General features: G+C 73.6%; 16 protein-coding genes and 1 pseudogene. 9 read left to right on the top strand and 8 right to left on the bottom strand.

From position 1 onward, the window contains the following. From AC068A_RS35780 to AC068A_RS35755, 6 genes and pseudogenes are all read right to left on the bottom strand, one after another. The coding region (locus tag AC068A_RS35780) for a hypothetical protein (RefSeq protein WP_478590477.1) at window positions 1–227 on the bottom strand (227 nt) is incomplete at its 3' end. 143 nt (window positions 228–370) lie between these two features. After that, entirely contained in the window at window positions 371–1789 is a 1419-nt protein-coding gene (locus AC068A_RS35775; RefSeq protein WP_478590476.1) for a DUF6177 family protein, read from the bottom strand. Window positions 1790–1838: 49 nt separating this feature from the next. Further along, window positions 1839–5813, bottom strand: a complete 3975-nt coding sequence (gene eccCa, locus AC068A_RS35770; RefSeq protein WP_478590475.1) for a type VII secretion protein EccCa — start codon at window positions 5811–5813, stop codon at window positions 1839–1841. Window positions 5814–5815: 2 nt separating this feature from the next. Continuing rightward, the gene (locus AC068A_RS35765; protein ID WP_478590474.1) at window positions 5816–7591 is read right to left on the bottom strand and encodes a MinD/ParA family ATP-binding protein; all 1776 of its coding nucleotides are present in this window, start codon (window positions 7589–7591) and stop codon (window positions 5816–5818) included. A gap of 68 nt (window positions 7592–7659) precedes the next feature. Next, window positions 7660–9015, bottom strand: coding sequence for a type VII secretion integral membrane protein EccD (eccD, locus tag AC068A_RS35760; protein WP_478590473.1), 1356 nt, complete (start codon window positions 9013–9015; stop codon window positions 7660–7662). A 200-nt stretch (window positions 9016–9215) separates the two neighbouring features. Further along, a pseudogene (locus AC068A_RS35755) lies at window positions 9216–9506 on the bottom strand (hypothetical protein); the annotation flags it as partial. A 430-nt stretch (window positions 9507–9936) separates the two neighbouring features. Here AC068A_RS35755 and AC068A_RS35750 point away from each other — a divergent pair. After that, window positions 9937–10266 carry a hypothetical protein gene (locus AC068A_RS35750; protein ID WP_478590472.1) on the top strand — a complete coding sequence of 110 codons (330 nt, stop codon included), beginning with the start codon at window positions 9937–9939 and terminating at the stop codon, window positions 10264–10266. Between the two features lie 145 nt (window positions 10267–10411). Here the strand turns inward: AC068A_RS35750 and AC068A_RS35745 are convergent, their stop codons facing one another. Then, a complete protein-coding gene (locus tag AC068A_RS35745) occupies window positions 10412–11308 on the bottom strand; it encodes a sigma-70 family RNA polymerase sigma factor (protein WP_478590471.1) in 897 nt (298 codons plus the stop codon). A 314-nt stretch (window positions 11309–11622) separates the two neighbouring features. Here AC068A_RS35745 and AC068A_RS35740 point away from each other — a divergent pair, with 314 nt between their 5' ends. Together AC068A_RS35740 and pucL are read left to right on the top strand one after the other, a co-directional pair. Further along, complete coding sequence (locus AC068A_RS35740; RefSeq protein WP_478590470.1) at window positions 11623–13002, top strand: aminotransferase class III-fold pyridoxal phosphate-dependent enzyme; 1380 nt, start codon at window positions 11623–11625, stop codon at window positions 13000–13002. 315 nt (window positions 13003–13317) lie between these two features. Then, a complete protein-coding gene (gene pucL / locus AC068A_RS35735; protein ID WP_478590469.1) occupies window positions 13318–14235 on the top strand; it encodes a factor-independent urate hydroxylase in 918 nt (305 codons plus the stop codon). A 59-nt stretch (window positions 14236–14294) separates the two neighbouring features. On the opposite strand, the gene AC068A_RS35730 is transcribed toward pucL, so the two are convergent. Continuing rightward, window positions 14295–14759 carry a histidine phosphatase family protein gene (locus AC068A_RS35730; RefSeq protein ID WP_478590468.1) on the bottom strand — a complete coding sequence of 155 codons (465 nt, stop codon included), beginning with the start codon at window positions 14757–14759 and terminating at the stop codon, window positions 14295–14297. Between the two features lie 186 nt (window positions 14760–14945). Here AC068A_RS35730 and AC068A_RS35725 point away from each other — a divergent pair, with 186 nt between their 5' ends. From AC068A_RS35725 to AC068A_RS35700, 6 genes are all read left to right on the top strand, one after another. Further along, complete coding sequence (locus AC068A_RS35725; RefSeq protein ID WP_478590467.1) at window positions 14946–15161, top strand: CbtB domain-containing protein; 216 nt, start codon at window positions 14946–14948, stop codon at window positions 15159–15161. A gap of 45 nt (window positions 15162–15206) precedes the next feature. Beyond that, entirely contained in the window at window positions 15207–15959 is a 753-nt protein-coding gene (locus AC068A_RS35720) for a CbtA family protein (protein WP_478590466.1), read from the top strand. A 95-nt stretch (window positions 15960–16054) separates the two neighbouring features. After that, entirely contained in the window at window positions 16055–16366 is a 312-nt protein-coding gene (locus tag AC068A_RS35715) for a hypothetical protein (protein WP_478590465.1), read from the top strand. Between the two features lie 417 nt (window positions 16367–16783). After that, on the top strand, window positions 16784–17470 hold the full coding sequence (locus AC068A_RS35710; RefSeq protein ID WP_478590464.1) for a class F sortase: 687 nt from the start codon (window positions 16784–16786) through the stop codon (window positions 17468–17470). A gap of 162 nt (window positions 17471–17632) precedes the next feature. After that, complete coding sequence (locus AC068A_RS35705; RefSeq protein ID WP_478590463.1) at window positions 17633–17977, top strand: hypothetical protein; 345 nt, start codon at window positions 17633–17635, stop codon at window positions 17975–17977. A gap of 57 nt (window positions 17978–18034) precedes the next feature. Further along, window positions 18035–18229: a hypothetical protein gene (locus AC068A_RS35700; RefSeq protein ID WP_478590462.1), complete on the top strand. Its 195-nt coding sequence runs from the start codon at window positions 18035–18037 to the stop codon at window positions 18227–18229. The last annotated feature ends 141 nt before the right edge of the window (window positions 18230–18370 follow it).

Raw genomic sequence — 18370 nt, 5'->3', positions numbered from 1 at the left:
GACTGACCGCCCAGGATCGCCGCCAGCGACGCGTTCAGCTCCTTCGCGATCCCGTCCGCCCGCACCTTGAACGAGTCGAACGCCACCTTGCCCTGGCCGTTGAACTTGCCCTCCAACGGCTGCGCCGCGTTCACCAGCAGCCGGATCAGCGTCCCCAGATCCGTACTCGACGTCCGCGACTTCGACATCAGGTTCGTCAGGACCGAAGTCCCCATGTCGAACTTCACCGCTCACACTCCCCCGTACGCATACCCGAACAGTTCAGGCCATCAGTTCATTCGAAAGTATGCCTACTTCTATCAATCGGCGTCACATCTGCAACGTCCAACACGGCAGCTGTGACGGACGTATGACAAACCGGCAGGCCGGCTCATTCGCCCTTCAGGTGGCGGACCAGGCGTTCGAAGTCCGACCAGCCAGACAGGTCCGACGGGTCGCCCGGCAGCGGGTAGTAGTAGGCCGGGCGTGCCTTCGGGCCCAGTCTGACAGGGAGTTCCGACAACGGTGTGCGGGCGGCGCGGTCGTCCGGCATCGTCCGGACCTCCTCCGCCCCCAGGACGAAGGCCAGCGGCACCCCCGGCCCCTCGAAGCGCGGCGGCACCAGCAGGTCACGGCGGGCTTTGCGGAGCTGTACGAGCATCGACTGCAGGCGGTGGCGGGTGACCAGTGCCTCGGCCATGCGCCGGAGGGACTCCAGCGGGACGTCTTCGTCCGCCCCGTAGCCGAACGCCAGCGTGACGTCCTCCTCGACGCCCGCCTTCGTGCGGGTGATCTTCACCGTGGCGATGCCGGGCCGCTCCGGGCTGCCGACCACCACGAACCACGTCGGCTCGGGGGCCCGCACGTACGCCACGTCCGTCAGCCGGCCCGGCGACCAGGGCAGGTTGGCCGGCTCGGCGGTGCCCCAGCCGGCCGGGGGCCCGCCGGTCAGCTCGCGCCACACCGTCTCCAGGGACCCGCCGAGGACCAGCCGCTCGTCCGCGGGGTGGATCGTGCGGTAGGTCACGGCGAGCTGCCGCTCTCCCGTCTCCGCCACCTGCTGGTACGAGGCCGCCACCGGCGTCCGCGGGTCGTCCTCGGTGGCGTCCGCGGGGATCACGGTGGCGAACATGCCCTCCTGCCAGCGCAGCACCGCGCCCGTGAGGCCGTCGTAGTAGCCGTCCTGCGCGTCCTGCACCACCCACCGCGAGGGCCAGCCCGGCATCGTGGACATCACCGCCGGGGAGAGCAGCGTCCCCGGCGGGGTGACGATCTGCAGGCCGCGCTCGGCCGCGGCGCAGGCCCGGAAGGCGTCGGCGAGCCAGGCCGTCATGGCGACGACCGGGCGGTCCATGATGACCACGGCCACATTGCCGGTCAGGACGTCGACCGCCGGCTGCGCCGCGGCCGGCGTGGGCGCCACGCTCACCCCGTCGGATGCCACCACGGCCAGCGAGCGGGCCGCCTCCGGCGGCCAGGCGGTGCCGCCCGACAGGGAGGCGAGGCGGGCCGCGAAGGTGCCCGCGAGCCGCTCCGCCTCGGGGACGCCGGTGGTGGCGCGGGCCTCCGTCCACCAGAACGGGACCGGCGGCGCGGTCGCCCCAAGCAGCCGCTCGGCCTCGCCTTCGACCTGCACCAGCAGCGGCGCCTCGACCGAGACCAGCGGCCGGCCCTGCGCGTCGCAGAGCTGGACGACCGCGCCTTCGCCCGTGGTGTCCACCAGCTTGTCGGGCCCTCCGGAGAGCAGGCCCGCGAGCACGGCCCACGGGTCCGGCATCCGCGGCGTGAGGGCTATGACGTCCTTGGTCATGGGGTTCGTACGGTCCTTCGCAGGTCGTCGTTACTCGGGCGGTACGCCGTCACTCGGGCGTGCACACGGTCTGGATCAGGCGGTTCGGCTGGCCCCTGCGGACCAGTACGCCGCGCCCCGGCGGCTGGAAGGCGGCGTACACGCCGGGGAACAGCTGCCCCTCGCCGCGGTCGCCCGCCATCACCAGCGCCGAGGCCCCCGACTCGCGCAGTCCCTGCACCAGCGGCTCGTACAGGCCGCGGGAGGCGCCGGCGACGCGCCGGGTCAGGACGAAGTGCAGGCCGATGTCGACCGCCGACGGGATGTACGGGACGAACGGGGCGAGCGGCGACTGCCCGGCCGTGGTGAGCACGTCGTAGTCGTCGACGAGGACCACGATCCGCGGGCCGCCGCCCCAGCTGCCGGGCTCCAGGTCCTCCAGCGGGGCGCTGTCGTCGGGCAGGCGCCGCTCCAGCTCGTTGGCGATGCCCGCGGCCAGCCCGGCGCACATCTTGGCGTTGTAGGCGTAGCCGCCGTTGAACTCCTCCGGGACCACGCCGCGCAGGCTGCGCCGCGGGTCCATGATCGCGAAGACGAGTTCGTCCTCGCGGTACCGCTCGATGAGGCCGCCCGCGATCGTCTTCAGCAGGTTCGTCTTGCCGCATTCGCTGTCGCCCATGACCAGCAGGTGCTGGTCGTGGTGGAACAGGTCGAGCAGGACGGGGGCCAGTGCCGTCTGGTCCAGGCCGATCGGCACCCGCCGGGGCTCGGCGGCCGGCCCCGGCAGTACGTGCGGCTCCAGGAGGTGCGGCAGCACCCGGACCGGCTGGGCGGTCTCGCCGCCCCAGGTGGCGCGCACGGTACGGGCCGTGCGCTCCAGTACGGCGCCCAGCTCGGAGGCGTCGGCCTGCCCGTCGGCGCGCGGCAGGGCGACCTGCGCGAACAGCTTGCCGTCGGTCAGGACCCGGCCGGGCTCGTCGGGGGCGAGGGTCTCGGCGAGCTTGCGCTCGATGCTGGACTCGCTGGGGTCGTTGAGCCGCAGCTCCACGCGGGTGCCGAAGTTGGACTGGGTGGCGATGCGGACGTCGTTCCAGCGGAGCATGCCGGCGACGACGTGGATGCCGTAGCCGCCGCCGCGCTTGAGGATGTCGACGATGGCGTCGTCGAGTTCCTCGAAGTCGTCGCGCAGCGCGCCGAAGCCGTCGATGACGAGGACGATCTCGGCGGAGGCCAGTTCGGGCAGTCGGCCCGCCGCGTGCAGGGTGCGCAGCTGCTCGACGGAGTCGATGGTGTGGTCGCGGAAGACGTCCTCGCGGACCGCGAGCATGTTCCGCACCTCTTCGACGGTGCGGGCGGCGCGCTCGCGGTCGGCGCGGCCGGCGATCCCGCCGACGTGCGGCAGGCCGGCCAGGGCCTGGAGGCCGCCGCCGACCAGGTCGAGGCCGTAGACGCCGACCTCCTGCGGGGTGTGGGTGAGGGCGAGGGAGAGGACGAGGGTGCGCAGCAGGGTGGTCTTGCCGGACTGGGGGCCGCCGATGACGGCGGCGTGCCCGCCCGCGACGGTGAGGTCCAGGTACCACTCGCCCTGCCACTGCTTCGTCGGGTCGTCGATCAGGCCGAGCGGCACCTCGAGCAGGCCGCGCCGCTTGGCGAGCTGCATGCCGCGCGGGCCGACGTCGAGCGGCCCGGCGACGGCGTCGAGCGGGAGCGCGGTGGGCAGCGGCGGCAGCCAGATCCGGCGGACGGGGGCGGCGGCGTGCTCCAGCTGGCCGACGATGACGCCCAGTTCGGTGGGCCCGCTCTCGCGGCGCCGGCCGCTCGACTCCGGGGCGGCCTGGTTCTCGGGCTCGGCGAGGGTGTTGAAGGCCTCGTACTCCAGGGCCAGCGGCCCGGTGTCCTCGTCCTCCTCGCGGCGGACGGGGCCCCGGTAGGCGCCGGAGACGTAGCTCGCCTTGAAGCGCTCGTAGTGGCTGGTGTCGACCTTGAGGTAGCCGAAGCCGGGCAGCGGCGGCAGGTGGAAGGCGTCCGTGGTGTCGAGGACGGTGCGGGACTCGTCGGCGGAGAAGGTGCGCAGGCCCAGCCGGTAGGACAGGTAGGTGTCCAGGCCCTTGAGCTTGCCGCCCTCGATGCGCTGGCTGGACAGCAGCAGGTGCACGCCGATGGAGCGGCCGATCCGGCCGATCGACAGGAAGAGGTCGATGAAGTCGGGCTTGGCGGTGAGGAGTTCGCCGAACTCGTCGATGACGACGAACAGGTGCGGCAGGGGTTCCAGGTCGGGTCGGCGGTCGGCGCGCAGCGCCGCGTAGTCGCCGATGTCGGCGACGTTGCCGGCGTTCTTGAGGACCTGCTGGCGGCGCTTGACCTCGCCGGCGAGGGAGGCGTGGACGCGTTCGACGAGTCCGGCCTGGTTCTCCAGGTTGGTGATGACGCCGGCGACGTGCGGCAGGTCCGCGAACGGCGCGAAGGTGGCACCGCCCTTGTAGTCGACGAGGACCAGGGCGAGGTCCTCCGGCGGGTGGGTCGCGACCAGCGCGAGGACGAGGGTGCGCAGCAGCTCGGACTTGCCGGAGCCGGTGGCGCCGACGCACAGGCCGTGCGGGCCCATGCCGAGCTCGGAGGACTCCTTCAGGTCGAGCAGGACCGGCTCGCGGGAGTCGCTGATGCCGATCGGTACCCGCAGGAAGGCGCGCTCGCCCCGCGGTGCCCACAGGTGGGGGAGGTCGAGGCGGGCCACGTCGTCGATGCCGAGCAGGTCGGCGAAGTCGACGGGCCCGGACAGCGGGGCGTCGGCGAGGGATTCGGCGGACAGCCGCAAGGGGGCGAGCATCCGGGCCAGGCCTTCGGCGAACGGGATGCCGACCTCGTCGACGGTGCCGTGGGCGCTGACCGGCTCGGCCTGGCGCAGGTCCTCGAGGAGGACCTGCGCGCCGTCGACGGTGATGCGTACGCCGACGTGGCCGGGCTCCTGGATCCGCTGCTCGAGCAGGTGCAGGACGGTGACGCCCATGCCGCGCAGGCCGACCGCCTCGTCGGGGAGGGGCAGTTCGACGGCGTCCTCGCCGTGCCCGTCGGCGACGACGAGCAGCCGGGAGTTCATGGTCAGCGCGTCCGTGCCGGCCAGGCCGCGGCGCACCTCGGCCGCGTACGAGGCGCGGCGGTTCAGCTCGGGCCCCAGCAGGCGGGCGAGCTGGGCGGTGGACGGGGCGATCCGGCGGGCGGCGACGGGTCCGTCGAAGGTCCCGGAGTCGAGCAGGTGGGGCATCCACTTGGCCCAGTCCCAGTCGGCGATCCGGTCGCCGGGCGCGGCGAGGGCGACGGCGACGTCGTCGGGGGCGTGCAGGGCGGCGGTCTGCACGAGCAGGGCGCGGGCGACGCGCAGGCAGTCCTCGCGGGGGCCGATGACGCTGATGTTGCCGGCGCGGTCGAGGGGGACGGTCAGCGGCAGCTCGGTGCCGGTGCGGAAGCGGGCGGTCAGCGCCGAGGCCTCGTTGAGCATGAACTGGTCCGGCGGGGTCAGCACGGAGGAGCCCTGCTGGCCGATCTTCAGGTCCCGTACGGGCATCTCGCCGGTGCCGACGCGCACCTGGAGGAAGTCGCCGTCGGCGCGGCGCCGCTCCCACAGCCGGGCCGGGTCGCGCACGATGTCGTACAGGGCCTGCGGCGGCGGGTTGAGCACGTCGGCGCGCTCGCGCCGCTCGCGCTCCTCGCCGGCGAGTTCCTCGCGCAGGTCCTCCAGGTAGGCGAGGTACGCCTCGCGCTGGGTGCGGCGGGTGCGCTGGGCCTTGCCGCGCTGCGAGAAGACCATGACGAGGGAGCCGGCGACCGTGACGACGAGGATCAGCGCGCCGAGCGCGGCGAACTGGCTGTTGCGGACCACGGTCATCATCACGACCGAGGACATGACGCCGGCCACGGGCAGCAGCGACATGGCGATGTTGCCCGCCTTGCCCTCGGGGAGGTTGGGCGGGGCCTCGATGGTCCGGGCCTCGGTGGCGGCCGGCGGCTTGATGGTCCGGGCCGGGCGGTGGATCAGTCGGGTACTCATCGTCAGTGGCGCTTCTGGGAGAGCTGGAAGACGTCCGCGGCGAGCCGGGTGGCGATCGTCCGGGTCGACTCGGCGAGCAGTTCGGTGCGGATGACGCCGCCGCTCGCCAGGTGGCGGTCGTACGGCAGGACGTGGACGGTCGCCCCGGTCGAGCCGAGGGTGCGTGCGGCTTCGCCGAGGTCGATGCCCGAGTGCGGGGACTGCTCGGTGATGACGACGACGGTGCCGGCGATCAGGTGCGGGGGCAGGCCCTGCATCCACTGGAGGACGGCGTGGGTGCTGGCGATGCCGTCGAGGGCGGCGGGGGTGGCCAGGACGCGGGCCTGGGAGGCGGAGAGCGCGACGCGGGCCACCTCGGCGGGCAGGGTCTCGCAGTCGACGACGGTCACGCCGAAGTAGCGGCGCAGCGCGACCATGGCCCGCTCGTAGGACCGGAGGTCCAGCATGGCGCCGATCTGGCCCTGGCTGCCGGGCAGCAGCCAGGCGTTGTCGCGGAGCTGGACCAGGTAGCCGGTGACGTCGAGGAGCGACATCTGCGGTTCGATGATGTCGGCGACGTCGCCGGTGGTCCAGCGGAGCGTCTCGGCGCCGAGCCGGATGGGGAGGGAGCCGAGGGCGGGGTCGGCCTCGACGAAGAGGACGGGGTCCTGTCGGTAGTGGGCGTACGTGGTGCCGAGGAGGGCGGCGACGGTGGACTTGCCGGCGCCGCCCCGGATGGAGGTGACGGCGATCTGGCGGCCGGTCGTCACGGGCTGCTGGAGCAGCTCGGCGGTGCGGGTGGCGTCGGCGACCTCGCGGGAGGCGGATGAGGAAACGGTTCGCCAGAGGGTGCGGGCGGCGCGGGTCGCGAACGGCTCGCCCCGGCGGGCCCCCTTGTAGGCGCCGACCACGCTCTTGTCGACCACGGGCCGCGAATCGGGCGTCCGGGCGGCGGCACCCTGGCGGGGGGCGGCGGCGTGGGCGGGGGCTGCGTCGTGTGCCGGCGCGCCGCCGTGGGACGGGGCCGCGCCGTGGGCGGGGACTGCGGCGTGGGCGGGGACTGCGGCGTGGGCGGGGACTGCGCCGTGGGCGGGGGCGGGCTGGGGGAACGCGGCCTGGGGCTGCGCGTACGCCTCGGGCTGGGCCGGGGCGTAGGGCTGGGCGGGGCTTCCCTGGACCGCGGGCTGGTGCTGGGTGTACGCCTGGGCGCCCTGGCCGGGCGTTGAACCCTGGGCGGGGGCGGGCTGCCGGGGGGAGGGCTGGTGCAGGGGCTGCGCGTACGCCTCGGGCTGGGCATGGGCTGCCTGGGCCGCGGGCTGGTGCTGGGCGTGGGCCTGGCCGCCCTGAGCCGGGCCCGCCTGGGGGTAGCCGTAACCGGCAGCCTGGCCCTGGGCGGCCTGCGCGTAGCCGGCGGCTTCGCCCTGGAGCGGGGCCTGCGGGTAGCCGTAGCCGGCTTCGCCCTGACCCGGAGCCTGCGGATAGCCGTAGCCGGCTTCGCCCTGACCCGGAGCCTGCGGATAGCCGTAGCCGGGGGCTTCGCTCTGCGCGGGCTGCGGGTGGCCGGGAGCCTGGGCCGCCTGGGGGTGGCCCTGCTGCGGGGCGCCCGGGGCGGCCTGCTGCGGGTGGCCGGGCCCCGGTGCCCGGCCCTGGGCGGCGGCCTGCGGGTGGTGGCCTTGCTGCGGGCCGGGCTGCTGGGCCGCGGTGGCCCCGGGGGCCGCGTCCCGGCCCTGTGGCGCGGCGGCCGCGGCCGACCTCAGGTCGCGCAGGACGTCGCCCTGCCAGTTGTCTCCGTTCGGCATGTCTGCCCCTGCCCCTCTTCTTCCGACCTGCTGCCCCGCCCGGAGCGGCGCCCGGCCTGCGCCTTGACTCAGAACTTGTCGAGCAGTTGCCCGTACACGCCGAACACCCCGACGGCCAGCGGGAAGAGCCCCACCATGCCGACGGACTCGACGAGGTCCGCCATGCGCCGCAGCCGCACCTGCACGTGCTCGGGCGGCTGGACCGCCAGCGCGAGCATCGGCAGCAGCGCGGCCACGCACAGCACGGCCAGTGCCCCGGCGCCGCCGCCGTGCTGGATCCACAGCACGAGGAGGCGTACGACGAGGACGCCCGCGGCGGCGAGCAGCGCCACGACCTCGGCGACCAGCGGGAAGGCCCGGGCCCGCGACAGGAGCACCACGGCGAGGAGCGCGGCCAGCGCCACGGTCCACGCGCTGGGCTTCGCGGCCAGGGTGAGCAGCCATCCGCCGGCGGCGGCCGAGGCCGCGATGGCGATGGTCGCGAGGGCGAGGCCGCGGTGGGTGGCGGCGAGGGCGTTGCCGACCTCGTGGCGGCTGACCGAGGCTCCGCCGGAGCGGCGGTCGTCGAGCGAGGTGAGCCCCGAGGCCATCAGCGCGAGCCGCGGCAGCAGTCCGAGCAGCACCACGGAGAGCAGCGCCATGACGGCGCCGAGCCGGGCCGGATCGTCCTGGACGGCGGCCACGGCCCCCCACAGGACGGTGACGCCGGCGACGGCCATGGCGCCGATGAGCCCGCCGCGGCCGAGCGGGGAGAAGTACCCGAGCAGGACCAGCGTCAGGGTCAGCGAGCCGGCGGCGGCGGCGAACCGGACGATGCCCGACCAGTGGTAGGCGTCGGCGGCGGTCCACGCGGCGAGGACGGACAGGGTGCCGGAGGCCAGCAGGAGCACGGTGGCCAGGCCCTGGTTGCCCTGCCCGATCCGGGCGACGAGCGCCCCGGCCGCGAGCAGGACGAGCGCGACGGCCAGCAGGGACCCGGCCAGCGTGTCGAGGCCGAACTCGCGCCGGGCGAGCAGCGCGGCGGTCACGGCGAAGGCGACGGTCGCGACGCCGGCGCTGGCCCTGCGGGCGGCGGGACGCCAGCGCCAGGCCCGGAGGTCGAGGTCGTCGGCCACCAGGTCGGTGACGTCGTGGACGACGGGTGCGGGCGGCGCCGAGTGTGTCCTGACGAGCCGCAGGACGGCGCCGTCGGCTATGCCGGCCGACGCCAGCGTGCTGTCGTGCGGCAGCGCGGAGCCGTCCGACGTCATCAGCTGACGTGTCAGCGGACGGGAGGCGGCACGGTCGTCGAGCAGCAGCAGGACGTCGGGGAGCAGTTGCCCGATCGGCGTGTCGGACGGCAGGACCACGTCAGCCCGGCGGCGTTCGCCGACCAGGGTCACCCGGCTCAGTTGCGCCCGGGAAGTCGTTGCTGTGCTCACCACTTGGGGGAACCTATCATCGCGGCGTTCTGACCTTTCGGGCCGTGCTTCTACGGCTGCGTCGGCTTGGGCGACTTCGTCGCGGGCGAGGACTGCGCAGGGGGCTTGGCCGGTTTCGCGGGCTGGGCCGATGCCGATTGGCCGGGTTGGCCGGGTGTCTTCGCCGCGCCGGACGGCTTGGCCGGGCCCGGGGACTTGGCGGGGCCGGGCGCCTTCGGGGGCTGCGTCTGCGTCTGCGTCGGGAACTGGCTCTGCTGCTGTTGCTGCTGCTTCTGCTGCTCGGCCTTCTGCTTGGCCAGCGTGGCCTGGATGAAGGACCATCCGACACAACCGGCGCACAGGACGGCCGCGATGGCGATCCCCGCGAACATCTTCCCGAGCCGCTCGTCGGCCGTGCGCCGCGCCCGCTGCGCACCGAAGAGCAGCGCGTCCCGCATCCTGCGGCGGCGTACCGCCACCGATTCCAGCAGCTGACTGTCGTAATCGCGTGCCATCCGCCGCCCGTCGCCTCCCCCGTGTTTTGCCTGTGCAACATAGAACATGCATCCGCCCGGGGGCACATCTACGGGTCGTTCCGGTGAGCCGCCGGACGTACGGCACACCGCGACGCGGCGTCATGTGCGCGGTCGATCCGGAGAGTTCTCCTCGAGCCTTACCGCCTCGGCGAACCGTCGATCGGAACAGCCCCCTCCGCAGACGCCGGTGACGGGAGTTCCGGTTCCCCGCGGCGCACGACGCCACCCCGACCCTCACCAGGTCCTCACTTCCCGGCGTCATCGGCACTGCACTGATCCACCCGGGTGGCCGGGCACACCGCAGAAACGATCAGGCCCGTGGCGAGCGCGCCGCGTACCGGCCCCTCCGGCAAAGGTGGGTGCCGCGAGCCCGCCGGAACAGCCGGCGGCGCCGGAGAAGGAGCACGCGATGAGCGCTGCCAGGCAACTGCCCCAGGGCGTGGTCGAGATCAAGCCCGAGGGCGCACCCTGCCCGCCCAAGACCCTGGGCCTGTATCGCGACTACAACTGCCAGGGCCCGGGGTACGGGATCGGGGCCGGCTATCCCGTGGACCTCAGCCTGCTGCCCCTCCCCGAGGGGGGCAGCATGTCGAAGAACGTGTCGTCGTGGGTCAACCTCACCGACATGGACGCACGGCTGATCGGCGCGGGCGGCCCGCGCACCCTCAAGGCGGGCGAGAAGCTGGAGGAGCCGGCCAAGTTCAACGACACGGTGACCGCCGTCGAATGGGAGCAGTAGCCCCGGCCGGTGCAGACACATGAGGGCCGAGGGGCGGGCGCATCCGGGCACCCGCCCCTCGGCCCCGGCATGTGCCGGGGCCGAGGCGCCGACGGCGGCCCGGCGGCGATGCCTCGGCGAATGCCCGGCCGGCGGCCCGGGGCGGTCAGGCGGGCAGAGAGCCGGTGGCGAGGGCGGCGAGGCGGTCCGGGTCGGTGAGGATGTCCAGCGCCGTGATCCGGCCGCCGCGGACGGTGAACGCCATGAGGGACAGCGGGCTGCCGTCCGACGACCGGGAGAACACCCCGGGGAAGCCGTTGACCAGGACCGGCTGGGCGGCTTCCGCGAACCTGGCGAACGCGATCGCCTGCGAGGCCACGTCCCGAGCGCCCCGGCGGACCAGGCTCGGGCGCAGCGCGCCGCCGTCGGAGCGGGCCACGATCTCCGGGTCGAGGAGGTCGAGGAGCGCGCCGAGGTCGCCGCCGCGGGAGGCGGCGAGGAAGGCGTCGACGATCTCCCGGGTGCGCTCCAGGTTGTTGTCCTGATCCGGCGCGGCCCCCTGGACGCGGCGCCGGGCCCGGCTGGCGAGCTGCCGCGTACTGGCGGCCGTACGCCCGAGGAGGGGGGCGATCTCGTCGAACGGCACGGCGAACAGGTCGTGCAGGACGAACGCCAGCCGCTCCGCGGGGGAGAGGGTCTCCAGGACGACCAGCAGGGCGATGCCGACCGAGTCCGCCACGAGGACCTCGTTCTCGGGATCGATGCCGGCCAGGCCGGTGACGACCGGGTCGGGGAGGCGGACCTGCCCGTCGTCGCCGTACAGGGGCTCCTCGCGCCGTGTCGTGCGCCGGCGCAGCATGTCCAGGCAGATGCGGCCGACGACGGTGGTCAGCCAGCCGCCGAGATTGTCCACGGCGGTGGTGTCGGACCGGCTCAGCCTGAGCCAGGCCTCCTGGACGGCGTCCTCGCTCTCGCCGATCGACCCCAGCATCCGGTAGGCCACGGCCCGCAGCTGGGGGCGGTGCTCCTCGAAACTCCCGGCCAGGGCTTCCATTTCGCTCACCGGTCACATCCCTCGTGTCGATATCTGCGGCCGTCCGTCCGTCGTGCCATGGGTGACCGTAACCGCTCACCACGGTTTGTCCGCCGGTGATTTCGCGGATCGAGCGGGCTCCGGCAGGAGGAGCCCGGACCGCCGGGCGCGGAGAGCGGAGGACGGCGTCCGCCGGCCGTCCCGGCCGCACTCGGCCTGCGCGAGCAGGCGCCCCCGGCCGGCGGGCCGCGGGACCGGCTGGTGGCAGCGCTGCTCCCGCCCGACCATACTTCCGTATGATGGAAGACAGGTTTCGTCACGCGACAGGTAAGGACCCGCACGCCATGCACCCCATCGACGCAGAAGCCGCCGCCGAAGCCCGCGCCGAAGCCCGCGCCGCCGTCAAGGACGCCGACCGCAAGCACGTCTTCCACTCCTGGTCCGCGCAGGAGCTCATCGACCCGCTGGCCGTCGCCGGGGCCGAGGGCTCCTACTTCCGGGACTACGAGGGCAACCGCTACCTCGACTTCTCCAGCGCCCTCGTCTACACCAACATCGGCTACCAGCACCCCAAGGTCGTCGCCGCGATCCAGGAGCAGGCGGCCCGCCTGTGCACCCTCGCGCCCGGCTTCGCCGTCGACGTGCGCTCCGAAGCCGCCCGGCTCATCGCCGAGCGCACCCCCGGCGACCTGGACAAGGTGTTCTTCACCAACGGCGGCGCCGAGGCCGTCGAGAACGCGGTGCGCATGGCCCGGCTGCACACCGGCCGGCCCAAGGTGCTGTCCGCGTACCGCTCGTACCACGGCGCCACCGCCGCCGCGATCAACCTGACCGGCGACGCCCGGCGGTTCGGCAACGACAGCGCGACCGCGGGCGTCGTGCACTTCTGGGGGCCGTTCGCCTACCGCTCGCCGTTCTGGTCCGCCTCCGGGGCCGAGGAGTGCGAGCGCGCCCTGCGCCATCTGGAGGACACGGTGGTCTTCGAGGGGCCGGCCTCCGTCGCCGCGATCGTCCTGGAGACGGTCGGGGGCGCGCCGGGCGTGCTCGTGCACCCGGAGGGCTATCTGGCGGGCGTGCGCGAGCTCTGCGACCGCCACGGCATCGTCTTCATCCTCGACGAGGTCATGGTGGGCTTCGGGCGGACGGGGAAGTGGTTCGCCGCCGAGCACTGGGACGTCACCCCCGACCTGCTCTGCTTCGCCAAGGGCGTGAACAGCGGCTACGTCCCCCTCGGCGGCGTCGCCATCTCCGGGGCCATCGCCGACACCTTCGCCCGGCGGCCCTACCCGGGCGGGCTGACGTACTCCGGGCACGTCCTGGCCTGCGCCGCGGCCGTCGCGACGATCAACGTGATGGAGGAGGAGGGCATCGTCGCGCAGTCCGCCCGCACCGGCGCGGAACTGCTCGGTCCTGGCCTGCGCGCCCTCGCCGAGCGGCACCCGTCGGTCGGGGAGGTCCGGGGCCTGGGCACCTTCTGGGCCCTGGAGCTCGTACGGGACCGGGAGACCCGCGAGCCGCTCGTCCCGTACAACGCCGCGGGCGCCGACAACGCGCCGATGGCCGAGTTCGCGGCAGCCTGCAAGAAGGGCGGACTGTGGCCGCTGACCGCCGGGAACCGCATCCACATCGCGCCGCCCTGCAACATCGCCCCGCAGGACGTGGCCAGGGGCCTGGAGATCCTCGACGGGGCCCTGTCGGTCGCGGACGCGCACACGACCGGCTGACCCGGGTGCCGCCCGGCCCGGTGCCGCCCGACCGGTGCAGCCCCGCCCGGCCGCCGCCGCCCGGCCCGGCTGCTGTGCGGTCGCCCAAGCCCGGGGCGCCCGGATTCGGATGATCCGTACGGGGAGATCCGGACGCAGGGCGTGGTGCAATCCGATCAGCGGTACGGACCGGGATGCACGTCAGTCCCGGGGCGGTCCCACGGGACCGGACGGCGGGGAGCGGACGTCCAGGGTGTGCGGGCGGGCGCTGGACGCCGGGCGTACGGACTCCAGACCACCGGACTCCGTGTTCCCGAGGACCCGAAGGAAGGCACCATGAGCAAGCACGTCCTGGCCCAGAACCAGTACGGCAAGGCCGAGAACCGCATCGTCAAGGTCACCCGCAAGGGCAGCGACGGCTCCTGGCACGAGATCCGCGACCTCAACGTCTCGGTGGCGCTGCGCGGCGAGTTCCGCGACGTCCACCTGACCGGCGACAACGCCAACTGCCTGCCGACCGACACCACCAAGAACACGGTCTACGCCTTCGGCAAGGAGCACGGCATCGAGTCGCCGGAGGCCTTCGGCATCCTGCTCGCCAAGCACTTCGTCTCCTCGCAGACGCCGATCCGCGAGGCGCAGATCCGGATCGAGGAGTTCGCGTGGGAGCGCATCCCCGTACCCACGCGCAAGGAGCAGCACTCCTTCGTCCGCAAGGGCCAGGAGGTGCGCACCGCGCAGATCACGTACGGCGAGTCCTCGGGTCTGAAGGTCATCTCGGGCCTGAAGGAGCTGACCGTGATGAACTCGACGAACTCCGAGTTCCACGGCTACATCAAGGACAAGTACACGACGCTCCGGGAGGCGTACGACCGCATCCTGGCGACCAAGGTCACCGCGCGCTGGGCGCACTCGGCGCTGGCCTCCGACGACCCCGGGCACGACTGGGACCGGTCCTACAAGAAGGTCCGCAAACACCTGCTGGAGGCCTTCGCCGAAACCTACTCGTACTCGCTCCAGCAGACCCTGAACCAGATGGCCGAGCGGGTGCTCGACAACTGCCCGCGGGTCAACGAGGTGCGGCTGAACCTGCCGAACAAGCACCACTTCCTCGTGGACCTGGAGCCCTTCGGCCTCAAGAACGACAACGAGATCTACTTCGCGGCAGACCGGATGTACGGCCTGATCGAGGGCACCGTCCACCGCGACGGCGTCCGGCCGGTGATCGCGACGAGCGACTGGATCGTCGCCTGACGCCCGTGCCGTCAGACGGGGTTGCCGGGGTTGTTGTTCTGATCGCCCGGTTGACCCGATCAGCCCGGTTCGTTCTGGGCGCTCTGGCCGAGGAGGAGGTTCCAGCGACCGGCCCGGCCGGTGAGGGTGGTGACGGTGTCGGGCCGTACGTCGAGCCGCCAGAAGGCCGGGAGCGGCAGTTCCAGGGCGTGCACCACGGCCGCCCGTACGACGGCCTGCTCGACCACGGGGCGGTGCGTGCCCGCGGGCAGGCCTACCAGAGCGGCGCCGACCCGGGCGACCAGCGCGGCGAGGGACTCCCCGCCCCCGGGCGGTGCGTACGCGGGGTCGGTCAGCCAGCGCCGGATGCCGTCGGGGTCCTCGGCGGCGACCTCGTCGAGGGTGCGGCCGGCCCACTGCCCGGTGTCCGGGCCGCGCAGGCCGTCGTGACCGGGGCAGGGCTCCCCGTGGCCGAAACGCGCCTGCCGCGCGGATACGTCGAACGGCCTTGTAACGAACTGAACTCGTATGACGCCGCTCTTCATAAAGGGAGCATAAGCGGGGTACCGTCTCGGACGACAACCAAACAAGACGACGGTCCGACGGAAGTCCGGTGAGATCCCGGCACGGTCGCGCCACTGTGAAACCTCCCGCAGGGGAGGGGAGTCAGACCCGCGCCGTCGTTGCGAGCACCACTGACCGGGACGCGTGTTCCCCCTGGAGGTACAGACATGGCCGACACCGCCGTGCCCACGACGGCTCCTGCCGCCGTCGCCCCGATTTCCCTCTCCTCGCTCGCCCCCTGGGCCCTCTTCTCGGGTGTCCTGATGCTCGCCCTGCTCTACCTCGTCGGCGTCGAGCAGGGCGCCACCGCGCTGTTCGAGGGCGAGACCATCCACGAGTGGATGCACGACGGCCGCCACCTGCTCGGCTTCCCCTGCCACTGACCAGCCGGTCAACCGGTCAACCGGTCAACTGAACAAGGGAAGTCCATGAACTCCATCTCCCCCCGCGCCCTGCTGGTGCGCGGCATGCTGGCCGGCCTGCTCGCGGGCGTGGCCGCCTTCCTCGTCGCCTACCTCATCGGCGAGTCCCGCGTCGACGCGGCCATCGCCCTGGAGGAGGCGGCCGCAGGCGGCCACGACCACGCCGAAGAGGCCCCGGTCAGCCGCGCCCTCCAGGCCACGGCCGGACTCGGCACCGGCACCCTCCTGTACGGCGTCGCGTTCGGCGGCATCGCCGCCCTCGTCTTCTGCTACGCCCTGGGCCGCATCGGCCGCTTCGGCCCGAAGAGCACGGCGGCGCTGGTCGCCGGCGGCCTGTTCGTCACCGTCGTCCTGGTCCCCTTCCTCAAGTACCCCTCCAACCCGCCGGCCGTCGGCGACCCCGACACCGCCACGAGCAGGACCGTGCTGTTCCTGCTGATGATCGCGCTGAGCGTGCTGCTCGGCGCGGGCGCGCTGATCCTGGGCCGCCGCCTGGCACCCGGTCTCGGCAACTGGAACGCCTCGGTCGTCGCCTCCCTGGCGTTCGTCGCGGCGGTCGCGGTCTCGTACGCGTTCCTCCCCGCCGTCGACGAGGTCCCGGCCGACTTCCCGGGCACGCTGGTCTGGCAGTTCCGCCTCGCGACCCTGGCCATCCAGGCCGCGATGTGGACGACTTTCGGCCTGGCCTTCGGTTTTCTTGCCGAACGGGCACTTGTCCCCGCCGCCGCCCCCAAGGAGGCTGTTGCGTCGGCGAGTTGACGATGAGGGGCCGGTGATCCATGCAGGCACGAACGCAGGCGCAGGCACGGACACAGGCGCGCACGCAGGCGCAGGCACCGACGCAACAGGCACGCATGCAGGCCCAGGCACGCACGCAGCCACCGGCGCAGGCGCAACGGCAGACGCGGACGCAGACGCCGACGCAGTCGGCGCCCCGCCGCTGGCGGGGCTGGACGGGAGCGGTCCCGTTCTGGCTCAACTCCGCCGTCCTGCTGCCGGCCCCCTTCACCACCGTCACCCTGCTCGCCCAGATCGCCGTCATCACGACCCTGGCCGCCCTCGGCGGCCTGGTCCGCCAGCTCTGGTACGGCGACCACGGCCACCCGGCCGTCCACCTCGCCGCCACCCTCATGGGGGTGGCGGCGGTGGCGTTCGTGGTGGCCTGACGCGCCCGCAGGGCGGGCCGGGAGCCTGAACCTCCACGCCCGGGCACGTCCGCTGAAGCTGCTGTCGCGAAGGGGCTGCCGCGGTTGAACCGGCGGATCGGGCGGCTGTCCGGCGCGGGCGGGGGCCGAACGGCCCTCGTGGAATTGCGGCGGATGGCCGAGGCCGTGCCGGGGAACCCGGGCGGGTCCTCCCTTCGCCACGCCCGCTAGCCCGTTCGGGCGTACGTGTCCGGGCCGGCGGGAACGCCCCGCGCACCCGCCGTCAACTGGGACAACGCAGGTACGTCGGGGGTGTCACAGTGGTGACGGGGCGTCACCCCTCGGCGTTGTCACCGGTATCCGTGGGCAGGGAAAGAGTCCACTGCTCTCAGGAGAACCGGCCGCCGGAGCCGGTGCATCGGACCGGGAGGACAATCCATGCCCCGCGGCAAGTGGGTGGCCGGCGTGCTGACAGCGGTTCTGCTGGGCACCGGCATAGGGCTGCTGCGCAGCACCGAGGGGGCGCGGCCGGCGGCGGCCGGCTCCGCCGACGCGCTGCCCTCGCGGGTGCTGGGCCTGTCCGGGCACCGGCGGCTCGTAGAGCAACTGGACCAGGCCCGCCACCCGCGCACCTCGGACAAGGGGTCCCGGCCCTCCCGGGCCGTCGCCATCACCCCGCTGCGCCCCGCGCCGCCGCTGCGGCTCCAGATCCCCAGCCTGGGGGTGGACCTGCTGCTGACCCCCGGCGGCCCCGGCCTCGGCGACGTCACGGCGGACGGGGCCGCGGCAGAGACAGAGGCCGAGGCAGGGGCAGAGGCGCCGGCGCGAGCGGTGCCGGGGAAGGATTCGGCGACGGTCGCGCTCTGGGACACCGACAGTGCAATGCCCGGTTCGGCCGGGACGGCCGTGGTCATCGCGCCCGACGTTCGCCTCGCCGAGCTGCGGCGGGGCCTGACCGTCGAGATCCCGCGCGCCGACAGCCGTACCGCTGTCTTCACCGTGGACCTGGTCTCGCCCGCCGGGGTGACCTGGCGGAGACAGCGGCCCGGGCGGGCCCAGCTGCGACTGGTCAGCGGTGAAACCATCGTGCTGGCCCGGCTCACCGGTCAGCGGCGCACCCGCTGAGCCCGGCGGCAGCGCTCCCGGCTCCGGGCCGCCGGCCGGGCGTGACGCCGAGTGGGGTCACTTCGTCCCCCGGTCGGGGGCTTTCTGCGGCCGGGGTGGGGAGGTGCCGGCGTGTCGGGGCACATCCCTGCCATGACCGGGACACGGCATGCACGGACGGCGGTGGCCAGGGCCCTTGCGGCGGCCTGTGTCGCACTGCTGTGCCTGTTCGCGTCCGGTCCTGCCGCCGTACCGGCGGCCGGCGGGGTACATGCGGTCCAACAGTTCCCCTCCGGTCTGCCGGGCGGGCCGGGTGCTCCGGCCGAGCGGGAGTCGGACCCGGCGTCGGATCCCGAGGTACGGGCCGCCATACGGCCGTCCGTGCGCGGACTGCCCGGTGCGCGGGAGCTGCCGCAGCCGGTGTTTCACGTGAAACCGCCCACGGGGCCGCAGCGCACCGCCCCGTACGAGGCGGCCGAACCGGCGCTGTCCGTGCGGGCGGTGCGGAGTGTGGTGCTGCGCTGCTGAGCGGGCCGAGAGCAGCGTGCAACCCCCCACACCCCCGAACACCGTGAGGTTTCCGGCATGCCCATCGATCCGTACGCCGCCCTGAACGCCATGATCCGAGCCGAGGTCACCCGCTTCGGACCCACGCCGAGGAAGAAGCCGGAGCAGACGCCCGAGCCCGGGGAGACCGCCGTCCTCGACACCGGCGTCCTCGAGACCGCGGCGGCGCCCCTGAGCGGGTCCCCCGATCCGGCCGCCGGCTCCGAGGACTGAGGACCGAGGACTGGCTCCCGCGGGGACCGGCACGGCGGCGGGGGCCCCCCCCCCCGGAGGGAGGGGGGGGGGGGGCCCACGCCCCCCCCGTTCTTCTTGCTCTTCTGGATGGAAGAACACCACACCCACCCCCCCACACCC

Source organism: Streptomyces sp. NPDC043854, from assembly GCF_056436005.1.
This window is presented reverse-complemented; position numbering and strand designations above follow the sequence as displayed.

Bases quoted from the DNA above. Each gene is read 5' to 3' on its own strand.
- AC068A_RS35775 (WP_478590476.1), bottom strand. From the start codon at position 1,789: ATGACCAAGGACGTCATAGCCCTCACGCCGCGGATGCCGGACCCGTGG.
- eccCa (WP_478590475.1), bottom strand. From the start codon at position 5,813: ATGAGTACCCGACTGATCCACCGCCCGGCCCGGACCATCAAGCCGCCG.
- AC068A_RS35765 (WP_478590474.1), bottom strand. From the start codon at position 7,591: ATGCCGAACGGAGACAACTGGCAGGGCGACGTCCTGCGCGACCTGAGG.
- AC068A_RS35750 (WP_478590472.1), top strand. From the start codon at position 9,937: ATGAGCGCTGCCAGGCAACTGCCCCAGGGCGTGGTCGAGATCAAGCCC.
- AC068A_RS35740 (WP_478590470.1), top strand. From the start codon at position 11,623: ATGCACCCCATCGACGCAGAAGCCGCCGCCGAAGCCCGCGCCGAAGCC.
- pucL (WP_478590469.1), top strand. From the start codon at position 13,318: ATGAGCAAGCACGTCCTGGCCCAGAACCAGTACGGCAAGGCCGAGAAC.
- AC068A_RS35730 (WP_478590468.1), bottom strand. From the start codon at position 14,759: ATGAAGAGCGGCGTCATACGAGTTCAGTTCGTTACAAGGCCGTTCGAC.
- AC068A_RS35725 (WP_478590467.1), top strand. From the start codon at position 14,946: ATGGCCGACACCGCCGTGCCCACGACGGCTCCTGCCGCCGTCGCCCCG.
- AC068A_RS35720 (WP_478590466.1), top strand. From the start codon at position 15,207: ATGAACTCCATCTCCCCCCGCGCCCTGCTGGTGCGCGGCATGCTGGCC.
- AC068A_RS35715 (WP_478590465.1), top strand. From the start codon at position 16,055: ATGCAGGCCCAGGCACGCACGCAGCCACCGGCGCAGGCGCAACGGCAG.
- AC068A_RS35710 (WP_478590464.1), top strand. From the start codon at position 16,784: ATGCCCCGCGGCAAGTGGGTGGCCGGCGTGCTGACAGCGGTTCTGCTG.
- AC068A_RS35700 (WP_478590462.1), top strand. From the start codon at position 18,035: ATGCCCATCGATCCGTACGCCGCCCTGAACGCCATGATCCGAGCCGAG.